Consider the following 22827-nt stretch of genomic DNA (forward strand, 5'->3'; position numbering starts at 1 on the left):
GTGCAGCCGCTGCCAGTGAGCCGTTTATGCGTGAGATGTGTGAGAGAGTATGTGTCTGAGCCGGAAGTGCCGGGCTCAGCTTTTGTTGATGGAGGAGTCCGGGAAGAAGCTGAACTCCTCGACCAGTATGTCATGCACCAGCTTGGCTTGCATGCGCTGGTTGACGCTGTCCTTGATATGGGTGGTCAGCTTGTCGATGTCATAGGCCTTGAGGTCGTCAAAATCGATGGATGTGTCATTGAAAATGGTGCGGAAGGCCTCATCAACAATGAAGGGGTTGGGTGGAATCGCCAGCTCCCTCAGGGTCGTGGAATCGATGGTGTAGACAAATTGCGCCACGATATAGCCCCGTACCTTGCCATCCGTGATCATGGGCACGCTGATCGCACGCGTTTTTTCAAAATCCATGCCTTCCTGTAGCGGAATGCCGGACAGTTCGGCAAAACTCTTGTTGTTCATCCAATGGCCGGAAACATAGGCCGACAGGGTGGATACAGCACCGATCCAGATGGCGAGCAGGGCGTAGCGCATTGCTTTCAATCACTCCGTAGGTTGAGCACCATAGGTGCCATCAGATTCCGCTGCCAACATGGCCTTCGACAGGACTTCGGTGATTTCGCGTACCGCTTCGAGATGCTTCTGCAAAACCTTCTGGTTTTCGTCCAGCAATTTGCGCAGGACCAGCAACTCGGAGGTGACCGAAGAGGAAAGTGTCTTCACATTCACCATTTCGGTCAGTCGGCTCAATTCGAGCAAAATGCGTGATTTCTCATCGCTATGCGCCCGCAGATCGACATTTTTCTCTTCGCGTAACGCCTTGGTTTCCCTGGAGACGGCCCGGATGGCGCGTTGGACGCATTCCAGAATGCGTTCCTCGCTCTCGGACAACGACATCAGTGGAGTTTGGACACCGTCGGTGGCACCCTCGGGAACGACTGCCAGATCAACACTCTGACCGGTGTTTTCTTGTATGGATGTTTGCATGTCAGACTCTGTTTCATTCATGAATAGGGGGAAGATCAAGCTTGCTCTGGCAGATCGAAATAGGATGCCAGATCAAGTTTATCGCTTTTGGCCATTTGGTTGCTGACCTGTTCGGACAGCATCGAGCGCCACATGTCGCCAGAAAGGCCTTCGCCATAGATGCCCTCGGTGTCACGGGGCAACATGGTCTCCAGCATTTCGTGCAGCATCAGCGCCACGAATTTCTCACTGACTGGATCCTTTTCCTTTGCAATGCCCTTGCTATAGCGCGAGATGCCTGCATCAGAGAGCACTGCAGGTTTGGCAACGCTCGCATACTGCTTTTCAAAGCTGGCTGGCTCGGTGCCGCTCCCTAGGTCGGGAACGGCACCGGTGGCACTGGCCACCTGCATCGCGGAGCGTGAGGCCGAGCCCAGGCGTTGTGCTGCCATCTGTCGCTCGACCGGATCTGCCGCGTTGACGACGTCCAGCACCAGATCTGAAGGGATTGAAATAGCCATCGGTTATCCTCGGATCAGTCCTCATTGATTAAAGACAGGGTCAGCCTAGGCCGTCGGGCTTGCTTGAAGCTTGCCACTCTTTTGCAAGGCACTAGTATCGAATGCCCTATCCCTTCTTTTTCTCCTGCGCCATCAGTGCATCGGAAAGCGCGCGGAACGGGTCCGTGCGTGTATCTCCCAACTCAAAGGGCGTCTGGCAAAGAATGTCATAGATGCGCGGCACCAGCTCCATGGCGTGATCCAGCTCGGGGTCGCTGCCCTTTGTATAGCCACCAAGCAGCCGCAGATCCCGGGTTTCTTCATAACGGGCAATCATGCCCTTGAGCTTCATGATCAGCGAGGTTTCGTTGGGGGCCCACGCCTTGTTGGCCATACGCGAAACCGAGGTCAACAGATTGATCGCCGGATAGCGTCCCTGATCAGCGATGGAGCGATCCAGCACGATATGTCCGTCCAGAATGCCACGTATGGAATCAGAGACCGGATCATTGTGATCATCGCCATCGACCAGAACCGCAAATATACCGGTGATCGCGCCGCAGGGTTGATCCTTGTCCTTGGGGGCAGGGCCGGGGCCAGCGCGTTCCAGCAGGTGGGGCAGATCGGAAAAAACGCTCGGGGCAAAGCCGCGGGCCACCGCAGGCTCCCCTGAGGCCATGGCAACATCGCGCGAAGCCAGTGCAAAACGGGTGGCCGAGTCCATGATCATCAGGACCGATTTGCCCTTGTCGCGGAAATATTCAGCCAGTGCCATCGCTGTTTTCGGAGCCTGACGGCGCATCATGGCGCTTTCATCACCCGTGGCGACCACCACGATGGAATGCTCCAGACTGTCGCCCAGTGTCTCGGAGATGAATTCGCGTACTTCGCGTCCGCGTTCCCCGACTAGGGCAACAATCACGATGTCAAATTCCAATGCACGGGCCAGCATGGCCAACAGAGTGGATTTGCCCACGCCAGAGCCTGCAAAAACGCCGATGCGCTGCCCCACGCACAGAGGCGTAAACAAGTCGATAGCGCGCACGCCGGTGCGGACGGGTTTGCTGATAAGGCCGCGTTCCATGGCGGAAGGCGGGTCGTTTTCCAGTAGCACGCTTTGCCGACCGGGCGTCAGCATGCCCTTGCCATCAATCGGGCGACCCAGAGCATCGATAACGCGTCCCTTCCAGCTGTCATCAGGACAGAACTGGATCGGCCCCATGCGATAAACGCGGGTGCCTATGCCGACATCAAGATGACGGCTGAAGGGCTTGGCATAGACCTTGCCCTGATCGATCCGGATGACCTCGGCGCGCGCTGGCCCGCGCCCAAAAGGGCGCAACACATCCAGTTCGACGCAGTCTCCGATATGGGCATGTTTTTCCAGCCCACTGATTCCATAATAGCCCGGTGTGATTTGTGTCACTGAGCCGCATATTCTGAGAGTCTGATGCTCTTCCTGCAAGAGCCGGACAACGCCTTGAAGACGATCCAGTTTATTGGCCTGGTCTCGGCGCTGAGCGGTTGCTTTTCTTCCTTGCGACATAGTCTTTGACACCTTGTCAGTCCTGTTCGGACGTCATCTGTAGATAACGCGTTTGCATTTGAGCAAGCGTATCCAGGGGTATTTTGTTGGCAGGATGTGCCGCCAGCCCTGTAATCTGGGGCAATATTGTCGGATCTGATTGCGCTGCGCTTTCTTCTGTAGCGCTGCTCTGACCCGTTCTTTCGCTGTCTCCGACCAGATCGATCGGTCCTGCGGGATCAACATCCAGATTGGCAAGATAGCGGCTAAGATCGAGCGGCCCATCCGTTTGCTGCCCTAGGGTATTCTGCACTGGCACATCCTGCGCAGAGGCAAGCTGTGTCTGCATGTTCGATGCATGCAATGGCGGTCTGGCAAGCGCATCTGAAAGCTGTGCGTTCGCTTGTCCTGCTTGGGAAGGCGCGCTTTCAAATGACGAAAAGAGCGACGAGATGACCGAGAAGAAGTCCCCCACGAGAGGAATGGATTCAAGTGAGAAGCCCTCGTGAACCAGCCCTGTAGTCTCGGATTGGCCAACGCCATCAGGGGCCCTCGATGAGGAAATGGTAAAGACAGCGCTCTGACGTTGAGGCAAAGCCCTGGTTGACAGATCGTTCGGCCTGAGGGCGTCGAGCGCTGCGCTTGATAGATCCTGTGTGGTCATGAGGTTTCCCCAAGATCACGCACGGCCTGCCGCTGGGAATCTTCCGCCGTTTCCATTACTTTTTCCGCGCTTTCAAAGGCGCGGCTGATCATGATCAGTTTCGTCATTTCTGTCATTGGATTGACGTTTGATCCCTCGACATAGCCCTGCATGACCCGTGCCTTGGACGAATCCTGAAGCGGGAAGGCGACACCTTCAGGCACAACCGCCGAGCCGCCATAGCGTTTGAGCGAATCTTCCTCGTTGATCTCATAGAGGCCGATGCTGTCGATGGTCTGGCCATTCTGGACGATCTCTCCATCAGCCTGCACCACGATGCGCCCACCCTGCGGATCAATCTGGATGGTTGAGCCACTGGATGAAAGCACAGGCTCTCCATTGACGGTCGTGAGGCGTCCCGATGAATCCATCTGCAGGCGTCCATCGCGCGTATAGGCCACTTCGGTGCCGCGCTGGAATGAAAACCATGCGTCGCCGTCTATTGCCAGATCAAGAGGGTTTCCCGTCTGGGAAATGGCCCCCTTGGCGCGCGAAATATGGGTGTTGCCCATGGAAACAAAACTGACCGACTCGCTCCCGGAATTGGCCAGAACCTCGGAGAAATTGATCGACTCGCCGCGATAGCCCGCCGTGTTGATATTGGCGACATTGCGCGCCACAGATTCCATTCTGTTGCTGAGTGCAATCTGCGAGGAGAGAGAAACATAGTTGGATGTTGGCATCAGATGCCTCCCAGTTGAAGGCCCTGAAGGGACATTAGAAGATCTTCGTCCATTCCGACGATCGAGTTGCCACTTGAAATGAGAACATTCGGGGCTGCTGTCGATGTGGTGTCATGGTTCAGATCGTAGAGAATGGAAAAACGCTGCACCAGTTCTTCGACATAGTCGGGATCAGACATCTTGTCGATATCGATCCGGTCCGAGATTGTCTCCGAGAGCCAGTCGATATCAGCGCCTGCGGCTTCCTCAGGAATGCCTGCGATTGTGCGCGCGACTTCCGCTAGAGCCTTGTCGCCGAGAAACTCCATGGGGGAGGTGATGGTTGCGGCTTTCTTCTGGAAATAGAGAGCCAGCTGAACACCGGTATTTTCCTGCCCTTCCCGGGTTTCCAGGGTCTGTTCGAGATATTTGTCAACGACCCCTTGCTGTGTCTTTTCAAAGGAGGTTGTCGAATCCCCGTGGCTGGCGAAATTGAAAACCGTCGCGAATTCCTTGAAACGCTGGTCTGTCAGCTGATTGGCAAAGGACTTGCTGCTGCTGATGCCTTCTTCCAGTACCTTGCGCATGTAGGCCTTGGCGTAGATCATGTCCTCCAGCCCGAAGGCCTTCATGGCGTAGCTGTAGATTTCGTAATCGCCAAGAAAGTCATCGATGGATTTGATATCGCGGATTTTCTCAAGATAATTTTCGGTTTCCCGGCTTACCTGTCCATCCTTGCTGAGCGTATCGATGGTCTTCTCGTAATCCCGGTTGAGCATGGATACGCGCATGTAGGTATCAGTCATGGCTATAACTCCGTTTCAGATAAGCCGATCATGATGCTCCCAACTTGCCCCAAGCTGACGTCATCACACTTTTCATCGGCAAACGGATGTCTGTTTGGTAGCGCATAGCCCGTTTGTCTCTGATGGATACATATAGTGCCTGAGCGGCCAAGAAGAGCTGGTCGGGCATCTATCTTGTGTCAGTCCATGGGGCTGTTTTTGCGGATAACCGGTTGGAAACAGCGTGAAAAGCGCAGCCAAATCAGCCCGGCAACGCCTTTTCCTTGCGTCAGGTCAGGTTCGCGCAAGACAGCAAATCTAGGTTGGTCCCAACGAAAAGTCTAAATCGGGAGAGCCGATCTTGAGTGTATTTTTAGGATTAGCCATAGCGATGGCATCTTTGCTTGGTGGCTTCGCCGCAATGGGCGGGCATGTAGCGGTTTTGTTGCAGCCCTGGGAATTTGTAATCGTATTCGGCATTGCGTTCGGAACATTCGTCGTCGCCAACCCGCTTAAGGTGGTGTTCGATACCGGGCGGGCCATTCTGGAGGCGATAACCAACTCCACGCCGAAGAGGAAGGAATATCTCGATGTTCTGGGTCTTCTTTATACGATCATGCGTGAGTTTCGCGCCAAAGGCCGCAACGAGGTTGAACCTCATATCGAAAACCCCGAAGACTCTGTCATTTTCCAGCAATATAAGTCGGTTGCTAACAACCCGGCACTGCGTGACTTCATTTGCGACTATTTCAGAATTCTGATTGTTTCCAATGCCAGACCTCATGAAATCGAAAGTCTGATGGATGAGGAACTGATGACCCGCATGCGCGATCAGATGAAGCCCTATCTTGCGCTTTCGCTGCAGGCCGAGAGCCTTCCTGCCATCGGTATTGTCGCCGCCGTACTTGGTGTCGTCAAAGCCATGGGGGCCATTGATCAGAGCCCTGCCATTCTGGGCGGACTGATTGGCGCTGCATTGGTGGGCACGTTCGCCGGTATCTTCAGCTCCTACGCCATCGTTGGTCCAATGGCCAACAAGGTGAAATCGGTGCGTGAGAAAAAGGGCCGTCTTTATGTGATCGTCAAACAGACCCTTCTGGCCTTCATGAACGGAGCAGCCCCCCAGATCGCTCTTGAACATGGCCGCAAGACTATTTCTGAAATCGATCGTCCAAGCATCGATGAAGTGGAAAGCCAGACCATGGTTGGCCCTGTGGGCGGAGCAGCTGAAGGCACGGTGCACGAGATGCCCCAGAAGGGAGCGGCATAATCCATGGCACAGGCACATAACCTCTCACCAATTACAGATCGACTGCTGGATGCAGCAGGAAACTCCATTGAACGTCTGCCGATGCTCCCGATCATCTTTGATCGAATGGCCCGGGTATTTGCAGACACAATGCGTCAGCGGGCGGCGTCTCCGGTTTTTGTCTCCGTGAGCTATATCGGCAATGATCGGATCGGAGATATTCTGGACGAAAATGAGGCCAATGCACTGGCCGCCGTCGTCTATACACCGGAATGGGACACTCGCCTGCTGATCGGCTTTGACCGCGATTTCATCTTCTCTATGATGGAAGTTCTGTTCGGAGCTGATGGGACCGAACCCCCGATTGATGACGAACGCCCCTTCTCGAATATCGAAACCCGGGTGGCGCGCTCTCTGTTCATGGATTCCATCAAGGCGCTTGAAGATGCATTGAAATCGGTCGCCGACATCACCCTGAAGTTCGAACGTATCGAAACGCGAATGGATTTTGCCGTTATTGGTCGTCGCAACAATTCAGCTGTCGTTGGTCGTCTGCTTCTGCAGGCCATCGGGCGGGGCGGGGAGATGTTTGTTGTCGTGCCTCATTCCGCACTCACCCCTCTGAGGCAGAATCTGGCTCAGGTCGTCAGTGGCGAGGGCAACAATCGCGACAAGGAATGGACACAGCAGTTCCAGGCGGAAATCCAGCGGACCCATGTCGAGCTGAATGCCGTGCTCGAAGAGCAGCAGATGAGCCTCGACAAGCTCGCCGATCTCAAGGTTGGCGACATCATCCAGCTTCAGGCAACGCCACGCTCCAAAGTTACATTGCAGAGCAACAACCAGCCACTCTTCACCTGCTCGATGGGTCAGTCGGATGGATCCTACTGCCTGCAGGTCGAAGATCAGATCCACCAGAAAGAGGACATTCTAGATGATATCTTATCTCGCTGACGGCATTTTGATGATTGCCCTTATCATTACCTCGGTCTGGGTGATGAAAATGAACTCCCGCCTGCAGAAGCTGCGTGACAATCATTATGAGTTTCGCCGCATCATGGAGCAAACCAATCTGGCTCTGGAAGGGATCGAAGTCTCCATCGACGAGATCAATGTGCGCGGCCAGCAAGTGCTCAATGCGCTGGGTAAACGCATTGATGAAGCACGAGACATTGTGACCGATATCGACAAGATGACCCGGGAAGTACGTGGCCAACAAAAGGAATTGCGTCTCGAAATGGTCGCCTTCCAGGAGCAGATCGCCAAGGAATGTACCAAACAGATCGACATTCTCAAAAAGATCAGTGAAGCGGCCAATGAAGCGGCGAAAAGGGAAGAGCAGACCAATCCCCTACTGAATGGTGGCGACGTGGCAGCCAAGCCCGGACATCCTCCCTTCTACCGCATTGAAGATCAACTGCCCTCGATGCTGCGCAGGGTAAACCTGAAATCATGACGCCTCTTGCAAACGTCAGAAATGAACCATTCGGAAAACGAAGAGGAACAGCCCCATGAATCCTGATGATATTGAGTTCGCAAAAATCGAATTGGATGAACCGGTTACCCCACCACAGGCAGCCAAGGAAAAAGAAGAATCTGGCCCAACTCTGGCTGACTTTTCCAAGGTAGCCGAAGGCGAAGCCACCCTTGGCGGTGTGATTGATACAGATCGGAACCTGGACAACATCCTGAGCATTCCGGTTGACATTCAGGTGGTGCTGGGGTCGGCCTCGATGTTGGTTTCCAACCTGCTCAAGCTCGGGCGCGGGGCGGTCATTCCGCTGGACCATCGTGTTGGTGAGCCGGTTGAGGTGGTTGTCAACGGACGGGTTGTTGCCCGCGGTGAAGTGGTCGTGGTTGAAGACGACAACTCGCGCTTTGGCGTCTCCCTTACGGAAATTGTCGGCTCGGCGAACGTTGCCAAACCAGAGGCCATCAATTAAGGCCTCTCTCCTCGCCCTTGCTGCCGGGGAGAGACCTACGCATTTTTTAAAGATGCTGCATTCGGGGCGCTGTTTTGCTCCATGGATTGCACGAGAAGAGTAACAAATTCGATAGAGGTGTGTCATGGCGGCTGTGCCTGCTGTTTCCAACGAAATTCAACCCCCCGAACCGATGGTTCGCAAATTCAGAGGCGTTGAAAAAGTTGCAGCTTTGATTTTGGGGATGGGGCAAACCAACGCGGCGCGTGTGCTTTCCCATTTCGATAGCGACGAAATCCGCATGATCACCCGCATTGCGGCCCAGTTGGGCAGCGTGAATGCCAGGGAGATGGAAGCCATCATCGAGGAATTCGTGCAGCAATTCGGCGATGGTGCCAGCCTTTATGGCTCTGTCAACGAGGTTCAGAAACTGCTGACGGGCGTTCTGCCCGAAGATGAAGTCTCTGATATCATCGCCGATGTGGCAGGCTCTTCCAACTGGTCCATCTGGGACAGGATCGCCAATATTTCCGAAACGGCGATTGCCAACTATATCAAGAAGGAGCACCCCCAGACAGCTGCCTTCATTCTTTCGCGTAGCAAGCCGGCCGCCGCTGCCAAGATCATGAATCAACTGCCGCCAGAATTGCGCAACCAGTTGATGCGACGGATGTTGACGATCAAGCCCATTGTGCCCGAAGCTGCCAGAGACATCGAGAAAGTGCTGCATGAAGACTTCCTGCTCAACTTCTCGGGCAACATGCAGGCTGATACCTTCTCGCGCATGGCGGACATTCTCAACAAGATGGAGCGCGACCAGATGGAAGCGGCCCTCAATTCGCTCGAAGAGCGTCAACCAAAGGCGGCAGAAGCCCTCAAAGGCCTGTTGTTCACTTTCGACGATATCATCAATCTTACGCCGCGTGCCCGTATGGCCATCTTTGACCAGATCAACACCGAGGCCATTGTCATGGCACTCAAGGGCACGGATCAGGGCCTGCGGCAGTCCATTCTCTCCACGCTGGCAAGCCGGACCCGACGCATTATCGAGCACGAGTTGGCCAGTGGTCAGCCTGCTGCCGAACGGGACGTCTTTGCGGCAAGACGAGAAATCACCGACCTGGCGCTTGAAATGGCCGGACGGGGAGAAATCGACCTCAACCCGAAACAGGAGGGCGGAGCCTTTCTGCAGTAGGTGCTGACAGGTGCCCGGTTAATTCTGGGCTCCGGCAAGCGCGGGGATAATGTGAGACACCCATGTCAGACGAGAGTAAGGACAGCAAGACAGAAGAGCCGACAGAGAAAAAGATAAGAGACGCGATTGAAAAGGGGAATCTGCCTCTTTCAAAAGAGGTGAATGCCTTCGCTACCTTTCTCGGAATTCTGCTCATTCTGGCATTTGCACTGGAAACACAAGTCGCATCGCTATCGACAACCATGTCGCGTATACTTGATGGAACAGGAGAAATTCGTCTTGGAAACGAAGCACAATTTGCTCAGCTGGGTTCGGCTGTCGGAATGGAAGTGGCCAAATTTCTGGTCGTGCCCATTTCCATCTTGTTCCTTCTCGGGCTTGCTGCAACCTGGTTTCAGCATCCTCCGCAAATGTCGTTTGAGCGATTGCGTCCGGACCTTTCCAAGTTATCCCCCGGCAAGGGATTTTCGCGCATGTTTGGCGCGCAAGGCTGGGTCGAGTTTCTCAAGGCGCTCGCTAAGCTTACCATGCTTGCCGTCGTACTCGGCATTCTCATATCAAGTCACAGACAGGTTCTGGTGAATACCATGTTTACAGATCCTACCCTGCTGCCAGAGGAACTCCTCAGTATTACCATCCGACTTGTCTCGGGTATTTGTGTCGCAACAATTTCGCTGGTTCTGCTCGATGTCCTTTGGGTCAGGGGTAAATGGCGTCGGGATCTGCGCATGAGTCCGAAAGAAGTGAAAGATGAAATCAAGCAATCCGAAGGCGACCCGATGGTCAAGGGGCGCATGCGCTCGTTGGCCAGAGACCGGGCACGTAACCGTATGATTGCTTCCGTGCCACAGGCCAATGTTGTCATTGCCAACCCGACGCACTTTTCCGTTGCCTTGCGCTATGAGCATAGCGTAGACAAGGCGCCGGTTGTTGTTGCAAAGGGACAGGACCTTATCGCGCTGAAAATCCGTCAAATCGCAGAAGAAAATGACATTCCGGTGATCGAGAATGTGCCCTTGGCGCGGGCATTGTTCGCCGAGAGTGAAGTCGATTTACCTATACCACCACAGTTTTTCCGAGTAGTTGCAGAAATTCTATACTATGTGTATTCTGCCGATAGCTCGAAATACAAAACAGCTTCGGGCTAAGAATGAACAAAGCTTCCCGGAAATCGACCATGATTAGTCGAAAGCCTCTTGCAACAGTTGATTGCAAAGACGTTTATGAGCATGCCATGCTTTGGGCGATGAAAGATGTTATCGCCGAGCTTAGACTTGTCGATGCAGCGCATCTGATTTCGTATGTCTTTACGGATTCCCATGCCAATATCAGCGATATTGTGGCATCGTCATCGGAATTATTCCTCAAGGCCAATACCCTTTTCTATCGCGGCGAATCCACGGCGCAATTGGACTGGTCCACGCCGCCTACTGTGCGCTTCGAGATGGCTTTCAGACATCTTGATCTTGATGCGCGCTTTGCGCTGAATCTGATTGGCGATGTGTCCACTATCGCGATGCAATCTGTCCGCTATGAAGATGGATCCGACGGCAGCGAGTGCGATATCGAGCGGTTTGTCAATGTGTTGACAGATGCGCATATTCGCCGGCCTTCCAAGGATTGGGCCGACAAAGGCCTGCTCATGTAGGCCCCCGACCGGCGCTCTTCTGTTCTCTGCCTGAAGAGGATGTGACCGTGATGGCCCATGATAAAAGGGCATCAGTCGGGGATGGCTCCCCGACCGACACGCACATGCTTGTTAGAGAAACGGTTTGGCCCGTTCCATCAGATCGTCCAGATCCGGTTCTGCCGGATTGCGCGGCTTGCCCGGGTGGATGATGCTGACCTGACAGCCTTCCGCAGCTTCCACCAATTGGCGATAGGTGCCAGCGTCGGGGTCGGCGATGAAGGCCTGCATATTTTCGTTATAGCCAAATAACTGGTCATTGATCTGGCGGCACTCGTTGCAGGTTGTGCAGCGGGACGTTTCGATCCATGGCATGTCATCCATCACTTCTGCTGCAACGCTGTCCTCTTCTTCAGAGGCGGCCTGAGGCTCAGCTGTTGGCTGCGCCGCCTCGGCGACCGGCTGGGCCGGCTCGACAGCAGCGGGGCTTGCTGCGTCACTGGAAAGCTCGGCAAGCAGGGCCTCCCGTTTGCGTCGTTCCTCGGCCAGTTGGGCCAGCACGTAGGAATTGTTGATGCCAGCCAGTTCCTGCAAACGGTTCCATGCATCCTTGCACCGACGGGCTGCGGCAACAATCTTGTCATCAACCACGACACGCATCAGTGCGTCTTGTCGATCCACACCCTGCACATAGGCCCGCTTGATGGCATCGCTGCCCCCTGATGTTTCGAGCCATTCCTCGAATGGCACCATATCGCCGCTCCAGCTCTTGCGCTCGATCGCTTCGCAGAAACGGTGATAGCGGGTATCAGCCAGAGCAAAATCCCCGTAGGTGAAGCTCACGACCTCTTCCTTGCGCACCCCTGTCGGGTCTTCATAGCGAAGAGTGTGCTCGGGCCAGTCCTTCTCCATTTGCGGGTTGGCCGACAGGTCAAACCGGCTGGCCAGATCAGGCCCAGCAGACGGATCGTAGGAGAAATTCGGGAAGAGGCGTGCTTCGGTTGCTGCCGCAGCCAGAATATAGGCAGGCACGCCCGGAACAGTTTTCGTGGCGCCCGAATAGATGCTGAACATGGCCGAACCACCATAATGCATGGCACGGACCATAGCATCCTGCATACGAGTCATATGAGCGCTGGATCCCTGAACCACGAAGGCATTGTTGATGCCCATGGCCATGGAGGCAAGCCGTGCCGTGCCCGCACCAAAAGAGTTGCGTGGCGGTTCCGGTGAGGTCGGCCCGAGAATGTCATCCACCTGGATCATCACCTTGATAGGCAAGCCGCAGGCAAGCGCTTCATAGGCGCGGGAAATCTCGGAGGATTCCGTAACCCCGTCGCGCAAGAAGATCATGGCCGGTGGCAGGAAGGCCATCTGTTCTTCGGTCAGATCGCTTTCATCGAAATTGGCAAAGACCCCATCATGCAGGTCGGGAACATATTTGTTCTCAACTTCCATTTCGGCAATCGCCAAAGCCTTGGAGAATTCGATGACGCTGGGCAGACGATCCCGATAGGCATCCAGCGCTTCGGTGCAGCTCTGGAACACATAGCTGTAGCACACCGCCTTGTCCGGATAGCTATAGGTTGCCCGACCCGGCCCGAAGAAGGCCTGTGTCTGGAGCACCTGCAACACATGCTTGATACGCGCTACCCTGTCGGCGGGCAGACGGTCTTCAGGGCGCACACGATGCAGGATATTGGACAAAACGCCGAAGTCGATGGAATTGTCTCCATCCAGCCCCATGGACTTGGACAGAGCTTCAGGGCTATGGGCCTCATCGGACTTGATATGGTCCGACTTCAGGATGTCATTGAGCCGAAGCACCAGCCGGTCAACCTTGTAGCGGAACTTGCGAGCCCGGGCCAAATGCATGGACTGCCAGACATGGGCCAGAACCTTGCCTGGCGTTGCTTCTGTGCAGCCGATGACTCGGCCATCAAGAGTGATGGTTTGGCGCGCCCGATCCAGGTTTTGATCAAGCGGGCCAAAGGCCGATTGGCCGCTCTCGGTCACCAGCTCGGATACGCTGATTCGCCACAACTCGGAGAGCTTTTCTTCCGCGCCCGCAGCCACCTTTTCGCGCATGCGCTGTTCAAGACGCAAAACCTGCTGGCGCAGCTCCTCTCCGTCCGGTCCTTGTGGGGCCACAAGCCGTAAGGCTTCGTCCACGATGTGGCATAGGGGCATGAGCGGTTTTTCCACCTCTTCCCCTTCTATGAGGACAAGAGGATAGTCATAGCGCAAACTGTCGAGCGCATTATAGCGGGCAAAGAGCGCTGGACGGAGAGCCGTCAATGCGGCTTCTTCCATGAAAACGTCACTGCCCTGACCCTGAGGGTCCGTTGATATTTGAGCCACCTGCATAATCGGTCACTCCCCGTTTGAGGTCGCTTGCTGGCCTTCGGGCCAGATGCCGACCTTGTCGAATTCTTCGTTGAGAACAGTTTCCACCAACTGTGGCGTGCTCGGCCGTTTGCCTTTGCGTAATTCGTCATAGCAGGGCACGTGCGGATTGGAATAAAGCACGCCCACCGGGATCTCCTCATCCAGCATGGCAAGAGCCTGCGCCCGATTGAGGTCAAGCGGATCGTGGGTCTCCTGATTCTTGTAGATGCGGGAAAGTTCCGGCTTCAGCCTCAGACCATCGGCATGGGTCAACATCCGCACGCGCAGAGGATCCTGAACGGCGGCGTCGAAATGATGGTTCATGAAGTTCGGGCAGCGCTGCAGGATGCGGATAAAGGAAAAGCCCTTGTGGTGATAAGCTTTGGAGAGCACATCATAGAGCAGTTCGGGTATCCAGTCCGGCACCTGCGCCACGAAGGACACGTTGGAGATGCCCAGCGTAACACTCAAGGGGTTGAGCGGATTGAGCGTGGCCCCGAACGGGGTGGTGTTGCTCTTCAGGCCCTTGGGAGATGTCGGCGAGGCCTGCTTCTTGGTCAGGCCATAGACATTGTTGTCATGCAGCAGCATGGTCATGTTCATGTTGTAGCGCACCGCATGGATCCAGTGCGCCGCCCCGATGGAGCAGCAGTCGCCGTCGCCGGTGGTGACGAAGACGCTGAGATCCGGCCGTCGGATCTTGATACCTTCGGCAATCGGCAAGGCACGTCCATGAATGCCATGGAAGCCGTAGGCATTCATATAATGCGGCAGGCGAGAGGCGCAGCCGATGCCCGAGACACACACGGTCTTTTCTGGCGGTAGCTGCTCATCCCGACACAAACGCTGCATGGCGGTGAGAATGGCGTTATCGCCGCAGCCGGTACACCAGCGTGGGGTGATATCGCTTTGATAGTCTGCAATCTGATAGTCGGTTTGCACCATTTGCATCAGACATTGGCTCATGGAAGCGGTCATCTCATTGCCCTCCCGCCGTTGGCTTTTTGTCGTCGAGCTTGGCCATTGCGGCCTCTATGATTTCCGCAGGCTTGAGCGGTTGGCCGCGGGCGTTGCCCCAGCAATCCACATCCACCAGCCAGCGCGAGCGCAGAAGCATGGCCAGATGGGAATAACGCCGGTTTGACGGATCGATCAGCGGATCACTCTCTGGGTCATTCCAGTTATTCTCGATGGTCATGACCTTGCCGAAACGTTTCATGACAGCGTCGATGCCTGCGGCCATCGGCTGGATGAATTTCAGATGCAGCGAGGAGACCTTGTGGCCCTTGGCCCGCATGATCTTCACTGCCTCCTCGATGGCGCCGCGGGTGCTGCCCCAACCGATGAGCAGCAGATCGCCTTCCTCATCGCCATAGACGGGCGCCAGACGCAAAGTCTTCTGCAAAGCAGCCAGTTTGCGGCTGCGGTTCAAAAGGCCCTCCTCATTGATCTGAGGGTCATAGGCCACGTGGCTGTCCCGATCATGGGCAAGGCCCGTGAGGCAATGCATGCCGTTTGGCTGGCCGGGAATGAAGCGGGTCGCAATGCCTGTGCGTTCGTCCCAGTCATAGGGATGGGCATCTTCCGGCACCGCTGATTGGTTGACCGGAGGGGCCAGCCAGTCGGGGTTGAATTCGGGCCTGTCAAAGGGCTGCTGTGCCGTTGAGAGAGCCGCGTCCGAGAGGATGACCACGACCATGTTGAAGGTCTCGGCGATCTTGCGTGCGGTTATAACCGAATAGAAGCAGTCCTCGATGGAATCCACCGCCATGACCACCTTGGGCGCATCCCCATGGCTGCCGAACATGGCGGACATCATGTCGCCCTGCTCGACCTTGGTTGGCAGGCCGGTGGAAGGTCCTCCACGCTGAACATCAATGACAACCAGCGGAATTTCGGTCATAACGGCAAGGCCGATGGCTTCCTGCTTGAGCGAGAGGCCCGGGCCGGAGGTGATGGTCACTGCGCATTTGCCAGCATAGGAAGCCCCGATGGCGAAGGTCGCCGCCGAGATTTCGTCCTCTGCCTGATGCACCACGCAGCCGACCTTCTCGAAGATGGTCGAGAGATAGTGCGAAGCCGAGGTGGCTGGCGTGATCGGATACATCGAGCAGACTTCCATGCCCGAGGCCACAACCCCGAGCGCCAGCGCCGCGTTGCCGTTGGTCACGATTTGTGGCTTCACGACCGGTGCTGCAGGGATCATGTAGCGCACGGAAAGATTCTCCGCCGCCCAAGCCTGTCCGGCCGCCAATAGTTCGAGGTTGGCATCGACAATCTTCTGGTCCTTTTTGGCAAAGGTCAGCCGCACCTGTGCTTCGGCCAGTGCCGTATCCAGACTGTAGATCGTGCAGAGAATGCCCAGCACAAACATATTTTTGCCCTTGGTCGGATCGGGCACATATTTTTGACATTCCGTCTGCATCGGAATCTCAAACAGCTTGTAGCCCTTTGAGCGCACCTCGGCGGTCACCTTTTCATAATTCTCGGCAACGGCAGGGTCCTTGTCGCATTTCCACATTTCTTCGATGAGAATGGTGGCTCCGGGCTTGATCTCGTTGGCGTTCAGGCGGCTTAAAAGCACCTGCTCGTTAAAGGCGATCACGAGATCGGCCTTGTCACCCACATTGGTGACCTTGTGCGCGGCCATGCGCACTCTGTTGCCGCTGGCGCCCGCGATGGAGCGGTGAGGGGGCTGGATCTCGGCGGGGATGATCTCCACTGTCCAGATTCCGTGCCCGGATCGGGCGGCGATCGACGCAAGGGACTGGCCGCATCTTTGCGCGCCTTCCCCTGAGTCACTTACGATTTCAACAATATGTTCCTGAATGACTTCGGCAGGTCCACTTGCTGGGGACTTCCTCAATGCAGTCCTTTCCTCGTTGGGAGGAGCATCGTGAGAAGAAGTCTGCATGCCATATTCCGTCATGGTTTTGGCTCCGGCAGCTAAATTTGTCTTATTCTGGTAAAGCAATGTTCAGCAAGGTCGATGCCGAACAGGCTATTCTCGAAGTCGGATGTCTCCGGCTCGTAAATGACGTTGGTGTCTCTGAGGCCCAGATAGCGGCGAATGCTGTCAGCCGCCTTGCGCCCTGCGCCCATTGCCTTGATCACGGTCGCCGCTCCGGTGACGATGTCTCCCCCGGCATAGACACCGGCAAGAGAGGTTGAAAGATCGTCGTCGGTGTCGATATAGCCCCATTTGTTGAGGCCGATCGATGAGGTCTGACCAAGGATCGGGTTGGGCGAGGTGCCGATGGCATAGACCACCGTATCCGCTTCGAAGTCGAATTCGCTGCCTTCAACCGCTACCGGACGCCTGCGCCCGGAGTTATCGGGTTCACCCAACTCCATCTGCACGCAACGGATGCCGCGCACATTGTTGTTGGCGTCGCCAAGGATCTCGACCGGGTTGGTCAGCCAGTGGAACTCGATGCCTTCTTCCTGTGCGTGATGCAGCTCTTCTTTGCGGGCAGGGCACTCGATCTCGCTACGCCGGTAGATGCAATGCACCTGCTCGGCACCAAGCCGAAGGGAAACACGCATCGCGTCCATGGCCGTATTGCCCGAGCCGATCACGGCCACGCGCTTGCCAAGGCCCAGCGGGGTGTCGAATTTGGGGAAGTCCCCCGCATGCATCAGATTGCAGCGGGTCAGCAACTCGTTGGCAGAAAGGACACCGTTGAGATTTTCGCCCGGAATATCCATGAAGTGGGGGGTACCGGCACCAACGCCGATAAAGACTGCATCATAGCCCATGTCATCGAGCATCTGATCGATGGTGAACAGGCGGCCCACCAGTGTGTTACACTGGATATCGACGCCCAACGCCTTCAGATTGGCAATCTCGGCGTCCACCACGCTCTTGGGCAGGCGGAATTCAGGGATACCGTAGCGCAAGACGCCACCGGGCACATGAAAGGCCTCATAAATGGTAACGGCGCATCCGGCCTTGGCCAGATCCGCCGCACAAGCCATTCCGGCTGGTCCAGATCCTACGATGGCAACCCGGAAGCGGTTGGGCTCAATCTGTGCTGATTTCTGCCACCCCTCCTTGATAGCCATGTCACCTAGGAAGCGTTCAAGCCTGCCGATGGCGACCGGTTCAAGGCCGGTACCTGCGCCCACAGCGCAAACCCCTTCGCATTGATCCTCCTGTGGGCAAACCCGGCCGCACACGGCGGGAAGCTGGGTCGCATCGGTCATATGCTCATAGGCGCCACGGAAATCCTTTTCCAGCATCTTGGAAATGAATCCGGGAATGTCGATCTTGACCGGGCATCCTTCGATGCAGGCCGGTTGCGGACACATCAGGCAGCGTTCACATTCCAGAAGGGCATTTTCAAGATCAAAGCCCAGCGCCACTTCATCAAAGTTTCTGGCGCGGATCTCCGGCTCCTGAACCGGCATGTCTGCCCGTTGTTGCGGAATGGATCGAATTGTCTTGCGAGCCATTTACTTGCCTCCCTCAATGGGTGCTGCATCCGGCGCAAGGGCCAGGCGGCGGCAACTATCGGAATAGCGCTTCATCGCTGCGGCCTCTTCGGGGCGGTAGCGTTGCAGTCGGGTGAAGAGATCGTCAAAGTCGACCTGATGGCCATCAAAATCGGGCCCGTCCACGCAGGCGAACTTGATCGCGTCTCCTACTTTCACGCGGCAGCCACCACACATGCCAGTGCCGTCCACCATGATCGGATTGAGGCTCACCATCGTCTTGATGCCATAGGGGCGCGTGGTTTCCGTGCAGGCGCGCATCATGACCGGAGGACCAATAGCGACCACTTCGTCGACGTCTGGATTCTCTCTGATTGCCGCCTCGATGCCTTGGGTCACAAGGCCGTGAATGCCAGCTGAGCCATCGTCCGTGCAGATAATAAAGTCATCACAGATGGCGCGAAACTTCTCTTCCCAAAACATCAGGTTGCTGGAGCGGAAGCCCAGAACCCCGATCACATGGGCGCCGGCTTCCTTGAAGGCTCGTGCCTGAGGGTAGATGGGCGCGATGCCCAGCCCGCCGCCCACACAAATGACCTTTTTGGTTTTCGATGAAATGTCACTGGGAATACCAAGAGGGCCGAGCATGGCGTAGATCTCACGACCGGGTCTGCAGAGCAGCTGCATTTCCCTTGTGGATTTGCCCACGGCCTGCACGACAAGCGTGATGGTTCCCTTTTCCCTGTCGAAATCGGCAATGGTCAGCGGGATGCGCTCGCCCAGATCATGTAACATCACGATGACAAACTGGCCGGGTTTGGCGGCCTTTGCCATGACTGGATGCTCGATTTCGATAAGGAATGTTGACTTTGAAAAATCGGTACGCGTCAGGATTGGAAAGGATGCCGTGACACCTTTTCCGGATCCGTTCTGTCGGTTTGCGACAGACAAATCCTCCCCGCGACCGCTGGCGACCCCGCGATCGGACATGAATTTCCTCCCCTTGCTGCGGAATTTGCCAACTAGATTGCACAGGGTGCAATAATCGGAACAAATACAACAGCTTCGACGCTACGCCCATGAAGGGGGGAAACATTGACACCAATCAAAACGGCGGGGATCAGCCTCTGGCTACGACTAAGGTTTTATTGGACTGGTGAAAAGATGACGCAAAAAAAAGAAGCGCAGGCCATAAGCCTACGCTTCCTTAATTTTAGATTCAGTTTGACTGAATGTCAGAGTGAGAACCAGGCTAGGAAGAAGCCTGCCACCACTGCTGTACCAATCACACCGGCAACGTTCGGACCCATGGCATGCATGAGAAGGAAGTTGCTTGGATCTGCTCTCTGACCTTCCACCTGACTAACGCGGGCAGCCATTGGCACGGCCGACACGCCAGCAGAACCGATCAGAGGGTTGATCTTGTTCTTCGAGAACACGTTCATCAATTTGGCCATCAGGATGCCGCAACCAGTAGCGATACTGAAGGCGACGATACCCAGGGCCAGAATCTTCATGGTGTCGAAGTTCAGGAACCGTTCTGCCGTCATTGTGATGCCGACAGACGTACCCAGGAAGATCGTGATGACGTTGACCACCTCGTTCTGAGCAGCCTTGGTGATGCGTTCTGCTTCAAGGCTTTCCCGAAGGAAGTTACCCAGCATCAGCATGCCAATCAGGGCAGCTGCTGCAGGAACCAGCAAGATCACAAGGATGGTAACCATGGCAGCAAAGATGAGCTTTTCAAGGCGACCCACTTTACGCAGGGATTTCATCTTGATCTTGCGTTCCGCTTCAGTTGTAAGCGCACGCATGATCGGAGGCTGAATCAACGGCACAAGCGCCATGTAGCTATAAGCTGCAACTGCGATTGGAGCGAGTAGATCCGGAGCCAACTTGCTGGCAAGGAAGATTGAGGTCGGGCCGTCAGCACCACCGATAATACCAATGGCAGCAGCCTCGTGTGACTGGAAGCCAATCAAGGTTGCACCAAGGAAGGTAGCGAACACACCAAACTGGGCAGCTGCACCGAGGAGCAGCGTACGCGGGTTGGCGATCAACGGACCGAAGTCAGTCAAAGCCCCAACGCCCATGAAGATGAGCGGTGGGAAGATTTCCAGCTCAACGCCTTTGGAAATGTAGTAGTAGAGACCGCCGGCATGTTCGCCTTGGGGCAAGTTGACCAGACCTTCGGTAGGAAGGTTAGCCAAGAGAGCACCGAAAGCGATCGGAATCAGCAGAAGCGGTTCAAATTTTTTGTAGATCGCAAGATAGAACAGCAGAGCAATGATCGCCCACATGACCATCATTTGCCAGGTCACATCGCCAAAAGCGGTCAAATGCCAAATCTGTTCAAGCTTGGAGGCCTGAGTTGCTGTGCCTTCCATGAGAAGGATCTCCCTCCTTATGAAAGGGTTACAAGAACTTGACCCTCGGTCACGGTAGCACCGGCTGCCACATTGACCGCGGTAACTGTACCATCAGATGGAGCACTGATGTTCGTGTTCATCTTCATGGCTTCAAGGACAAGCAGAGTGTCGCCAGCTGATACTTTCTGACCAACAGAAACGTCTACGCTGATGACAGTCCCGGCAAGTGGGCTAGGCACTGCGCCATCACCAGCTGGGGCAGCAGGAGCTGCAGCAGGAGCCGGAGCGGCTGGGGCCGGAGCGGCAGGAGCAGGAGCTGCTGCTGGGGCTGGAGCTGCTGGTTTCGCAGCCGGAGCCGGGGCAGCATTGTCCATATCTTCGTCTTCCACCGTTACATCGTAGGTGATGCCCTGTACGGTGATCCGCAAGCGTTTCATTACTTTAGTCCTCTCAGAGAATTGGGGGTCTGGCTACTGCCCAAGGGCATCATGGAAGTCCAACCGTTACGGGTGTTATGTCCCGAAAAAGAGGCAATGCGACCTTCCAGTGGCCATTCGCTTACTTTGTGGGGGGGAGCTGCGACGCGAGTCACCTTGTATCCTGCCCCCATTGTCGCGGCTACGGCTGCTGCAATGGCAGCCAGATGATGTGGTGGTACGCCAGCCCGGGAGGCTACCGCCGCGCGCGGCGGTACCTTTGGAGCATGGTCCGAACCGCCTGTGCCTGAGCCGTTCTTTTCCTGGCGGATAAAGAAAGATCCAATAAGTGCACAGGCTGCCCAGAGAATGGCAAGAGCCATCATTACCACGACAAAGCCCGTTAAGATGATTTCCAGGTTTTCGAGCATCAAGATAATCCTTTGCTCAGAGTGGAATGTTGCCGTGTTTCTTCGGCGGACGGGTTTCCCGTTTGGACATCAGGCCACGAAGCGAGAGAGCGATTGCACTCTTGGTTTCGCGAGGCTGGATGATGTCATGGATAGCCAGTCTGCCAGCAGACAAGTAAGGCGTAGCAAATTCCTTGCGATATTCATCCGCAAGTTCTTTTGCCTTGGCCGGCTTGTCTTCAGCTTCTTTCAATTCCTTACGATAAAGGATATTGACAGCGCCTTCAGCACCCATCACAGCAATTTCGGCCGTTGGCCATGCCATAACGCGGTCCGCACCCATATCTTCCGAGCACATTGCCAGATACGCGCCGCCATAGGCTTTACGCATGATGACCGTGATCTTCGGAACAGTAGCAGAGGCATATGCGAAGAGCATTTTTGCGCCGTGACGAATAATACCGCGACGTTCTTCAGCGACACCCGGCAGGAAGCCAGGAACGTCGACGAGGGTAACGATCGGGATATTGTAAACGTTGCAGAAGCGAACAAAGCGTGCAGCCTTGTCACTGGCATCGATATCCAGCGTGCCCGCTTTAACGGTTGGCTGGTTGGAAACGAACCCAACGACCATGCCGCCAATGCGACCGAAGCCGATTACGATGTTGGCTGCAAAATGTTCCATGACTTCAAGGAAATCACCGTCATCAGCAAGGCTTTTGATAACCTCACGGCAGTCAAACGGGGTCTTGGAATCAGCTGGAACCAGCTCATCCAATGCCGGGTCATCAACAATTTTCAGGTCCGGCTCGATATGATGCGGCGGATCCATCATGTTGTTGGATGGCAGGAATGAGAGCAGCTTGTGGACAATCTGCACAGCATGCTGATCATTTTCAGCAATGAAGTGAATGTTACCGGATACGGAAGCGTGTGCTTGAGCCGACCCGATTTCTTCCATCGTTGTTACCTGACCGGTAACGGCGCGAATAACTTCTGGTCCACAGATGAACATCTGTGCGTTTTCGCGGGTCATGATAAGGAAGTCAGTCAGGGCAGGGCTGTAGGCTGCACCACCGGCGCAAGGACCTGCAATGACAGAGATCTGAGGCACAACGCCAGAGAGCTGAACGTTGCGATAGAATACCTGACCATAACCGGAAAGGGCACCAACACCCTCCTGAATACGTGCTCCGCCTGAATCGTTGAAGCCAACAACAGGTACGCCTGCTTTCACAGCATGATCGAGGGCTGCACAAATTTTCTTGGCGTGAATTTCACCCAAGGAGCCACCAACCACGCCGAAATCCTGGGAAAAGGCTGCTACTGGACGACCGTCGACAAAGCCTGTGCCGCAAATAACACCGTCCGTCGGAATGGATTTGTCTGCCATGCCGAAGTAACGGGTATTGTGCTGCGCATGCAAGCCGAATTCCTGGAACGTACCTTCGGAGAAAAGACCCCCAAGACGTTCACGGGCAGTCATGCGACCTTTGGCATGTCTGTCTTCAGCTTTCTTTGCGCCGCCACCGTCCAGTGCGATTTTGCGCCGTTTCTCCAACTCATCAGAAAGAGTTTTGGAAATCGCCATTTTATTACCGCTATGCTAGGCAGCGCCCGGATTGAGCGCTGCGTTAAGGTTGAGGTTGAACGGGTAAAAACCCGCCGGAAATTATGGA

The 22827-nt window shown here is 55.4% G+C and carries 23 protein-coding genes; 7 read left to right on the forward strand and 16 right to left on the reverse strand.

The features are described 5' to 3' along the window. Positions 1-75: 75 nt before the first annotated feature. From BM258_RS04405 to BM258_RS04435, 7 genes are all read right to left on the reverse strand, one after another. Entirely contained in the window at positions 76-531 is a 456-nt protein-coding gene (locus BM258_RS04405) for a hypothetical protein (protein WP_090069358.1), read from the reverse strand. A gap of 9 nt (positions 532-540) precedes the next feature. Then, complete coding sequence (locus BM258_RS04410) at positions 541-984, reverse strand: hypothetical protein (RefSeq protein WP_139229198.1); 444 nt, start codon at positions 982-984, stop codon at positions 541-543. A gap of 35 nt (positions 985-1019) precedes the next feature. Beyond that, complete coding sequence (locus BM258_RS04415; RefSeq protein ID WP_090069362.1) at positions 1020-1484, reverse strand: rod-binding protein; 465 nt, start codon at positions 1482-1484, stop codon at positions 1020-1022. 106 nt (positions 1485-1590) lie between these two features. Beyond that, a complete protein-coding gene (locus tag BM258_RS04420) occupies positions 1591-3009 on the reverse strand; it encodes a FliI/YscN family ATPase (protein WP_090069364.1) in 1419 nt (472 codons plus the stop codon). Positions 3010-3025: 16 nt separating this feature from the next. Continuing rightward, positions 3026-3652 carry a hypothetical protein gene (locus tag BM258_RS04425; protein WP_090069366.1) on the reverse strand — a complete coding sequence of 209 codons (627 nt, stop codon included), beginning with the start codon at positions 3650-3652 and terminating at the stop codon, positions 3026-3028. Next, positions 3649-4374 (reverse strand): flagellar basal-body rod protein FlgF, encoded by a 726-nt coding sequence (flgF, locus tag BM258_RS04430; RefSeq protein WP_090069368.1) that lies wholly within the window; start codon positions 4372-4374, stop codon positions 3649-3651. Before flgF ends, BM258_RS04425 begins: the two co-directional genes overlap by 4 nt. Beyond that, complete coding sequence (locus BM258_RS04435) at positions 4374-5159, reverse strand: DUF1217 domain-containing protein (RefSeq protein ID WP_090069370.1); 786 nt, start codon at positions 5157-5159, stop codon at positions 4374-4376. The genes flgF and BM258_RS04435 overlap by 1 nt, the downstream gene beginning before the upstream one ends. A gap of 340 nt (positions 5160-5499) precedes the next feature. Between BM258_RS04435 and motA the strand changes: the two genes are divergently transcribed. The 7 genes from motA to BM258_RS04470 all read left to right on the forward strand — a co-directional run bounded on the left by motA (position 5500) and on the right by BM258_RS04470 (position 11152). Beyond that, entirely contained in the window at positions 5500-6408 is a 909-nt protein-coding gene (gene motA / locus BM258_RS04440) for a flagellar motor stator protein MotA (protein WP_090069372.1), read from the forward strand. A gap of 3 nt (positions 6409-6411) precedes the next feature. After that, positions 6412-7341 (forward strand): flagellar motor switch protein FliM, encoded by a 930-nt coding sequence (locus BM258_RS04445; protein WP_090069374.1) that lies wholly within the window; start codon positions 6412-6414, stop codon positions 7339-7341. After that, the gene (locus BM258_RS04450) at positions 7322-7843 is read left to right on the forward strand and encodes a hypothetical protein (protein WP_090069376.1); all 522 of its coding nucleotides are present in this window, start codon (positions 7322-7324) and stop codon (positions 7841-7843) included. Before BM258_RS04445 ends, BM258_RS04450 begins: the two co-directional genes overlap by 20 nt. A gap of 55 nt (positions 7844-7898) precedes the next feature. After that, positions 7899-8330 carry a flagellar motor switch protein FliN gene (fliN, locus tag BM258_RS04455; RefSeq protein WP_090069378.1) on the forward strand — a complete coding sequence of 144 codons (432 nt, stop codon included), beginning with the start codon at positions 7899-7901 and terminating at the stop codon, positions 8328-8330. Between the two features lie 124 nt (positions 8331-8454). After that, positions 8455-9504 carry a flagellar motor switch protein FliG gene (locus BM258_RS04460; protein ID WP_090069380.1) on the forward strand — a complete coding sequence of 350 codons (1050 nt, stop codon included), beginning with the start codon at positions 8455-8457 and terminating at the stop codon, positions 9502-9504. Between the two features lie 62 nt (positions 9505-9566). Next, entirely contained in the window at positions 9567-10652 is a 1086-nt protein-coding gene (flhB, locus tag BM258_RS04465) for a flagellar biosynthesis protein FlhB (RefSeq protein WP_090069382.1), read from the forward strand. Between the two features lie 29 nt (positions 10653-10681). Next, the gene (locus BM258_RS04470) at positions 10682-11152 is read left to right on the forward strand and encodes a hypothetical protein (protein WP_139229199.1); all 471 of its coding nucleotides are present in this window, start codon (positions 10682-10684) and stop codon (positions 11150-11152) included. Positions 11153-11263: 111 nt separating this feature from the next. On the opposite strand, the gene BM258_RS04475 is transcribed toward BM258_RS04470, so the two are convergent. From BM258_RS04475 to BM258_RS04515, 9 genes are all read right to left on the reverse strand, one after another. After that, positions 11264-13498 (reverse strand): ferredoxin, encoded by a 2235-nt coding sequence (locus BM258_RS04475; protein ID WP_090069386.1) that lies wholly within the window; start codon positions 13496-13498, stop codon positions 11264-11266. Between the two features lie 6 nt (positions 13499-13504). Next, positions 13505-14497, reverse strand: a complete 993-nt coding sequence (locus tag BM258_RS04480; RefSeq protein WP_090069390.1) for a thiamine pyrophosphate-dependent enzyme — start codon at positions 14495-14497, stop codon at positions 13505-13507. 1 nt (position 14498) lies between these two features. Then, positions 14499-16433: a 2-oxoacid:acceptor oxidoreductase subunit alpha gene (locus tag BM258_RS04485; RefSeq protein WP_090070349.1), complete on the reverse strand. Its 1935-nt coding sequence runs from the start codon at positions 16431-16433 to the stop codon at positions 14499-14501. Between the two features lie 32 nt (positions 16434-16465). Beyond that, positions 16466-17974: an NADPH-dependent glutamate synthase gene (gene gltA / locus BM258_RS04490; RefSeq protein ID WP_090069392.1), complete on the reverse strand. Its 1509-nt coding sequence runs from the start codon at positions 17972-17974 to the stop codon at positions 16466-16468. After that, a complete protein-coding gene (locus BM258_RS04495; RefSeq protein WP_090069394.1) occupies positions 17975-18943 on the reverse strand; it encodes a sulfide/dihydroorotate dehydrogenase-like FAD/NAD-binding protein in 969 nt (322 codons plus the stop codon). A gap of 245 nt (positions 18944-19188) precedes the next feature. Next, positions 19189-20340, reverse strand: a complete 1152-nt coding sequence (locus tag BM258_RS04500; protein WP_210186654.1) for a sodium ion-translocating decarboxylase subunit beta — start codon at positions 20338-20340, stop codon at positions 19189-19191. 17 nt (positions 20341-20357) lie between these two features. Then, positions 20358-20759: an acyl-CoA carboxylase biotin carboxyl carrier protein subunit gene (locus BM258_RS04505; protein WP_090069396.1), complete on the reverse strand. Its 402-nt coding sequence runs from the start codon at positions 20757-20759 to the stop codon at positions 20358-20360. Continuing rightward, positions 20759-21169 (reverse strand): OadG family transporter subunit, encoded by a 411-nt coding sequence (locus BM258_RS04510; RefSeq protein WP_090069398.1) that lies wholly within the window; start codon positions 21167-21169, stop codon positions 20759-20761. The genes BM258_RS04505 and BM258_RS04510 overlap by 1 nt, the downstream gene beginning before the upstream one ends. 16 nt (positions 21170-21185) lie before the next feature. After that, complete coding sequence (locus BM258_RS04515; protein ID WP_090069400.1) at positions 21186-22739, reverse strand: acyl-CoA carboxylase subunit beta; 1554 nt, start codon at positions 22737-22739, stop codon at positions 21186-21188. Between the last annotated feature and the right edge of the window lie 88 nt (positions 22740-22827).

It is taken from the genome of Cohaesibacter marisflavi, assembly GCF_900115225.1.
Taxonomy (GTDB): domain Bacteria; phylum Pseudomonadota; class Alphaproteobacteria; order Rhizobiales; family Cohaesibacteraceae; genus Cohaesibacter; species Cohaesibacter marisflavi.

Bases quoted from the DNA above. Each gene is read 5' to 3' on its own strand.
- BM258_RS04405 (WP_090069358.1), bottom strand. From the start codon at position 531: ATGCGCTACGCCCTGCTCGCCATCTGGATCGGTGCTGTATCCACCCTG.
- BM258_RS04410 (WP_139229198.1), bottom strand. From the start codon at position 984: ATGCAAACATCCATACAAGAAAACACCGGTCAGAGTGTTGATCTGGCA.
- BM258_RS04415 (WP_090069362.1), bottom strand. From the start codon at position 1,484: ATGGCTATTTCAATCCCTTCAGATCTGGTGCTGGACGTCGTCAACGCG.
- BM258_RS04420 (WP_090069364.1), bottom strand. From the start codon at position 3,009: ATGTCGCAAGGAAGAAAAGCAACCGCTCAGCGCCGAGACCAGGCCAAT.
- BM258_RS04425 (WP_090069366.1), bottom strand. From the start codon at position 3,652: ATGACCACACAGGATCTATCAAGCGCAGCGCTCGACGCCCTCAGGCCG.
- flgF (WP_090069368.1), bottom strand. From the start codon at position 4,374: ATGCCAACATCCAACTATGTTTCTCTCTCCTCGCAGATTGCACTCAGC.
- BM258_RS04435 (WP_090069370.1), bottom strand. From the start codon at position 5,159: ATGACTGATACCTACATGCGCGTATCCATGCTCAACCGGGATTACGAG.
- BM258_RS04445 (WP_090069374.1), top strand. From the start codon at position 6,412: ATGGCACAGGCACATAACCTCTCACCAATTACAGATCGACTGCTGGAT.
- BM258_RS04450 (WP_090069376.1), top strand. From the start codon at position 7,322: ATGATATCTTATCTCGCTGACGGCATTTTGATGATTGCCCTTATCATT.
- fliN (WP_090069378.1), top strand. From the start codon at position 7,899: ATGAATCCTGATGATATTGAGTTCGCAAAAATCGAATTGGATGAACCG.
- BM258_RS04460 (WP_090069380.1), top strand. From the start codon at position 8,455: ATGGCGGCTGTGCCTGCTGTTTCCAACGAAATTCAACCCCCCGAACCG.
- flhB (WP_090069382.1), top strand. From the start codon at position 9,567: ATGTCAGACGAGAGTAAGGACAGCAAGACAGAAGAGCCGACAGAGAAA.
- BM258_RS04470 (WP_139229199.1), top strand. From the start codon at position 10,682: ATGATTAGTCGAAAGCCTCTTGCAACAGTTGATTGCAAAGACGTTTAT.
- BM258_RS04475 (WP_090069386.1), bottom strand. From the start codon at position 13,498: ATGCAGGTGGCTCAAATATCAACGGACCCTCAGGGTCAGGGCAGTGAC.
- BM258_RS04480 (WP_090069390.1), bottom strand. From the start codon at position 14,497: ATGACCGCTTCCATGAGCCAATGTCTGATGCAAATGGTGCAAACCGAC.
- BM258_RS04485 (WP_090070349.1), bottom strand. From the start codon at position 16,433: ATGCAGACTTCTTCTCACGATGCTCCTCCCAACGAGGAAAGGACTGCA.
- gltA (WP_090069392.1), bottom strand. From the start codon at position 17,974: ATGGCTCGCAAGACAATTCGATCCATTCCGCAACAACGGGCAGACATG.
- BM258_RS04495 (WP_090069394.1), bottom strand. From the start codon at position 18,943: ATGTCCGATCGCGGGGTCGCCAGCGGTCGCGGGGAGGATTTGTCTGTC.
- BM258_RS04500 (WP_210186654.1), bottom strand. From the start codon at position 20,340: ATGGAAGGCACAGCAACTCAGGCCTCCAAGCTTGAACAGATTTGGCAT.
- BM258_RS04505 (WP_090069396.1), bottom strand. From the start codon at position 20,759: ATGAAACGCTTGCGGATCACCGTACAGGGCATCACCTACGATGTAACG.
- BM258_RS04510 (WP_090069398.1), bottom strand. From the start codon at position 21,169: ATGCTCGAAAACCTGGAAATCATCTTAACGGGCTTTGTCGTGGTAATG.
- BM258_RS04515 (WP_090069400.1), bottom strand. From the start codon at position 22,739: ATGGCGATTTCCAAAACTCTTTCTGATGAGTTGGAGAAACGGCGCAAA.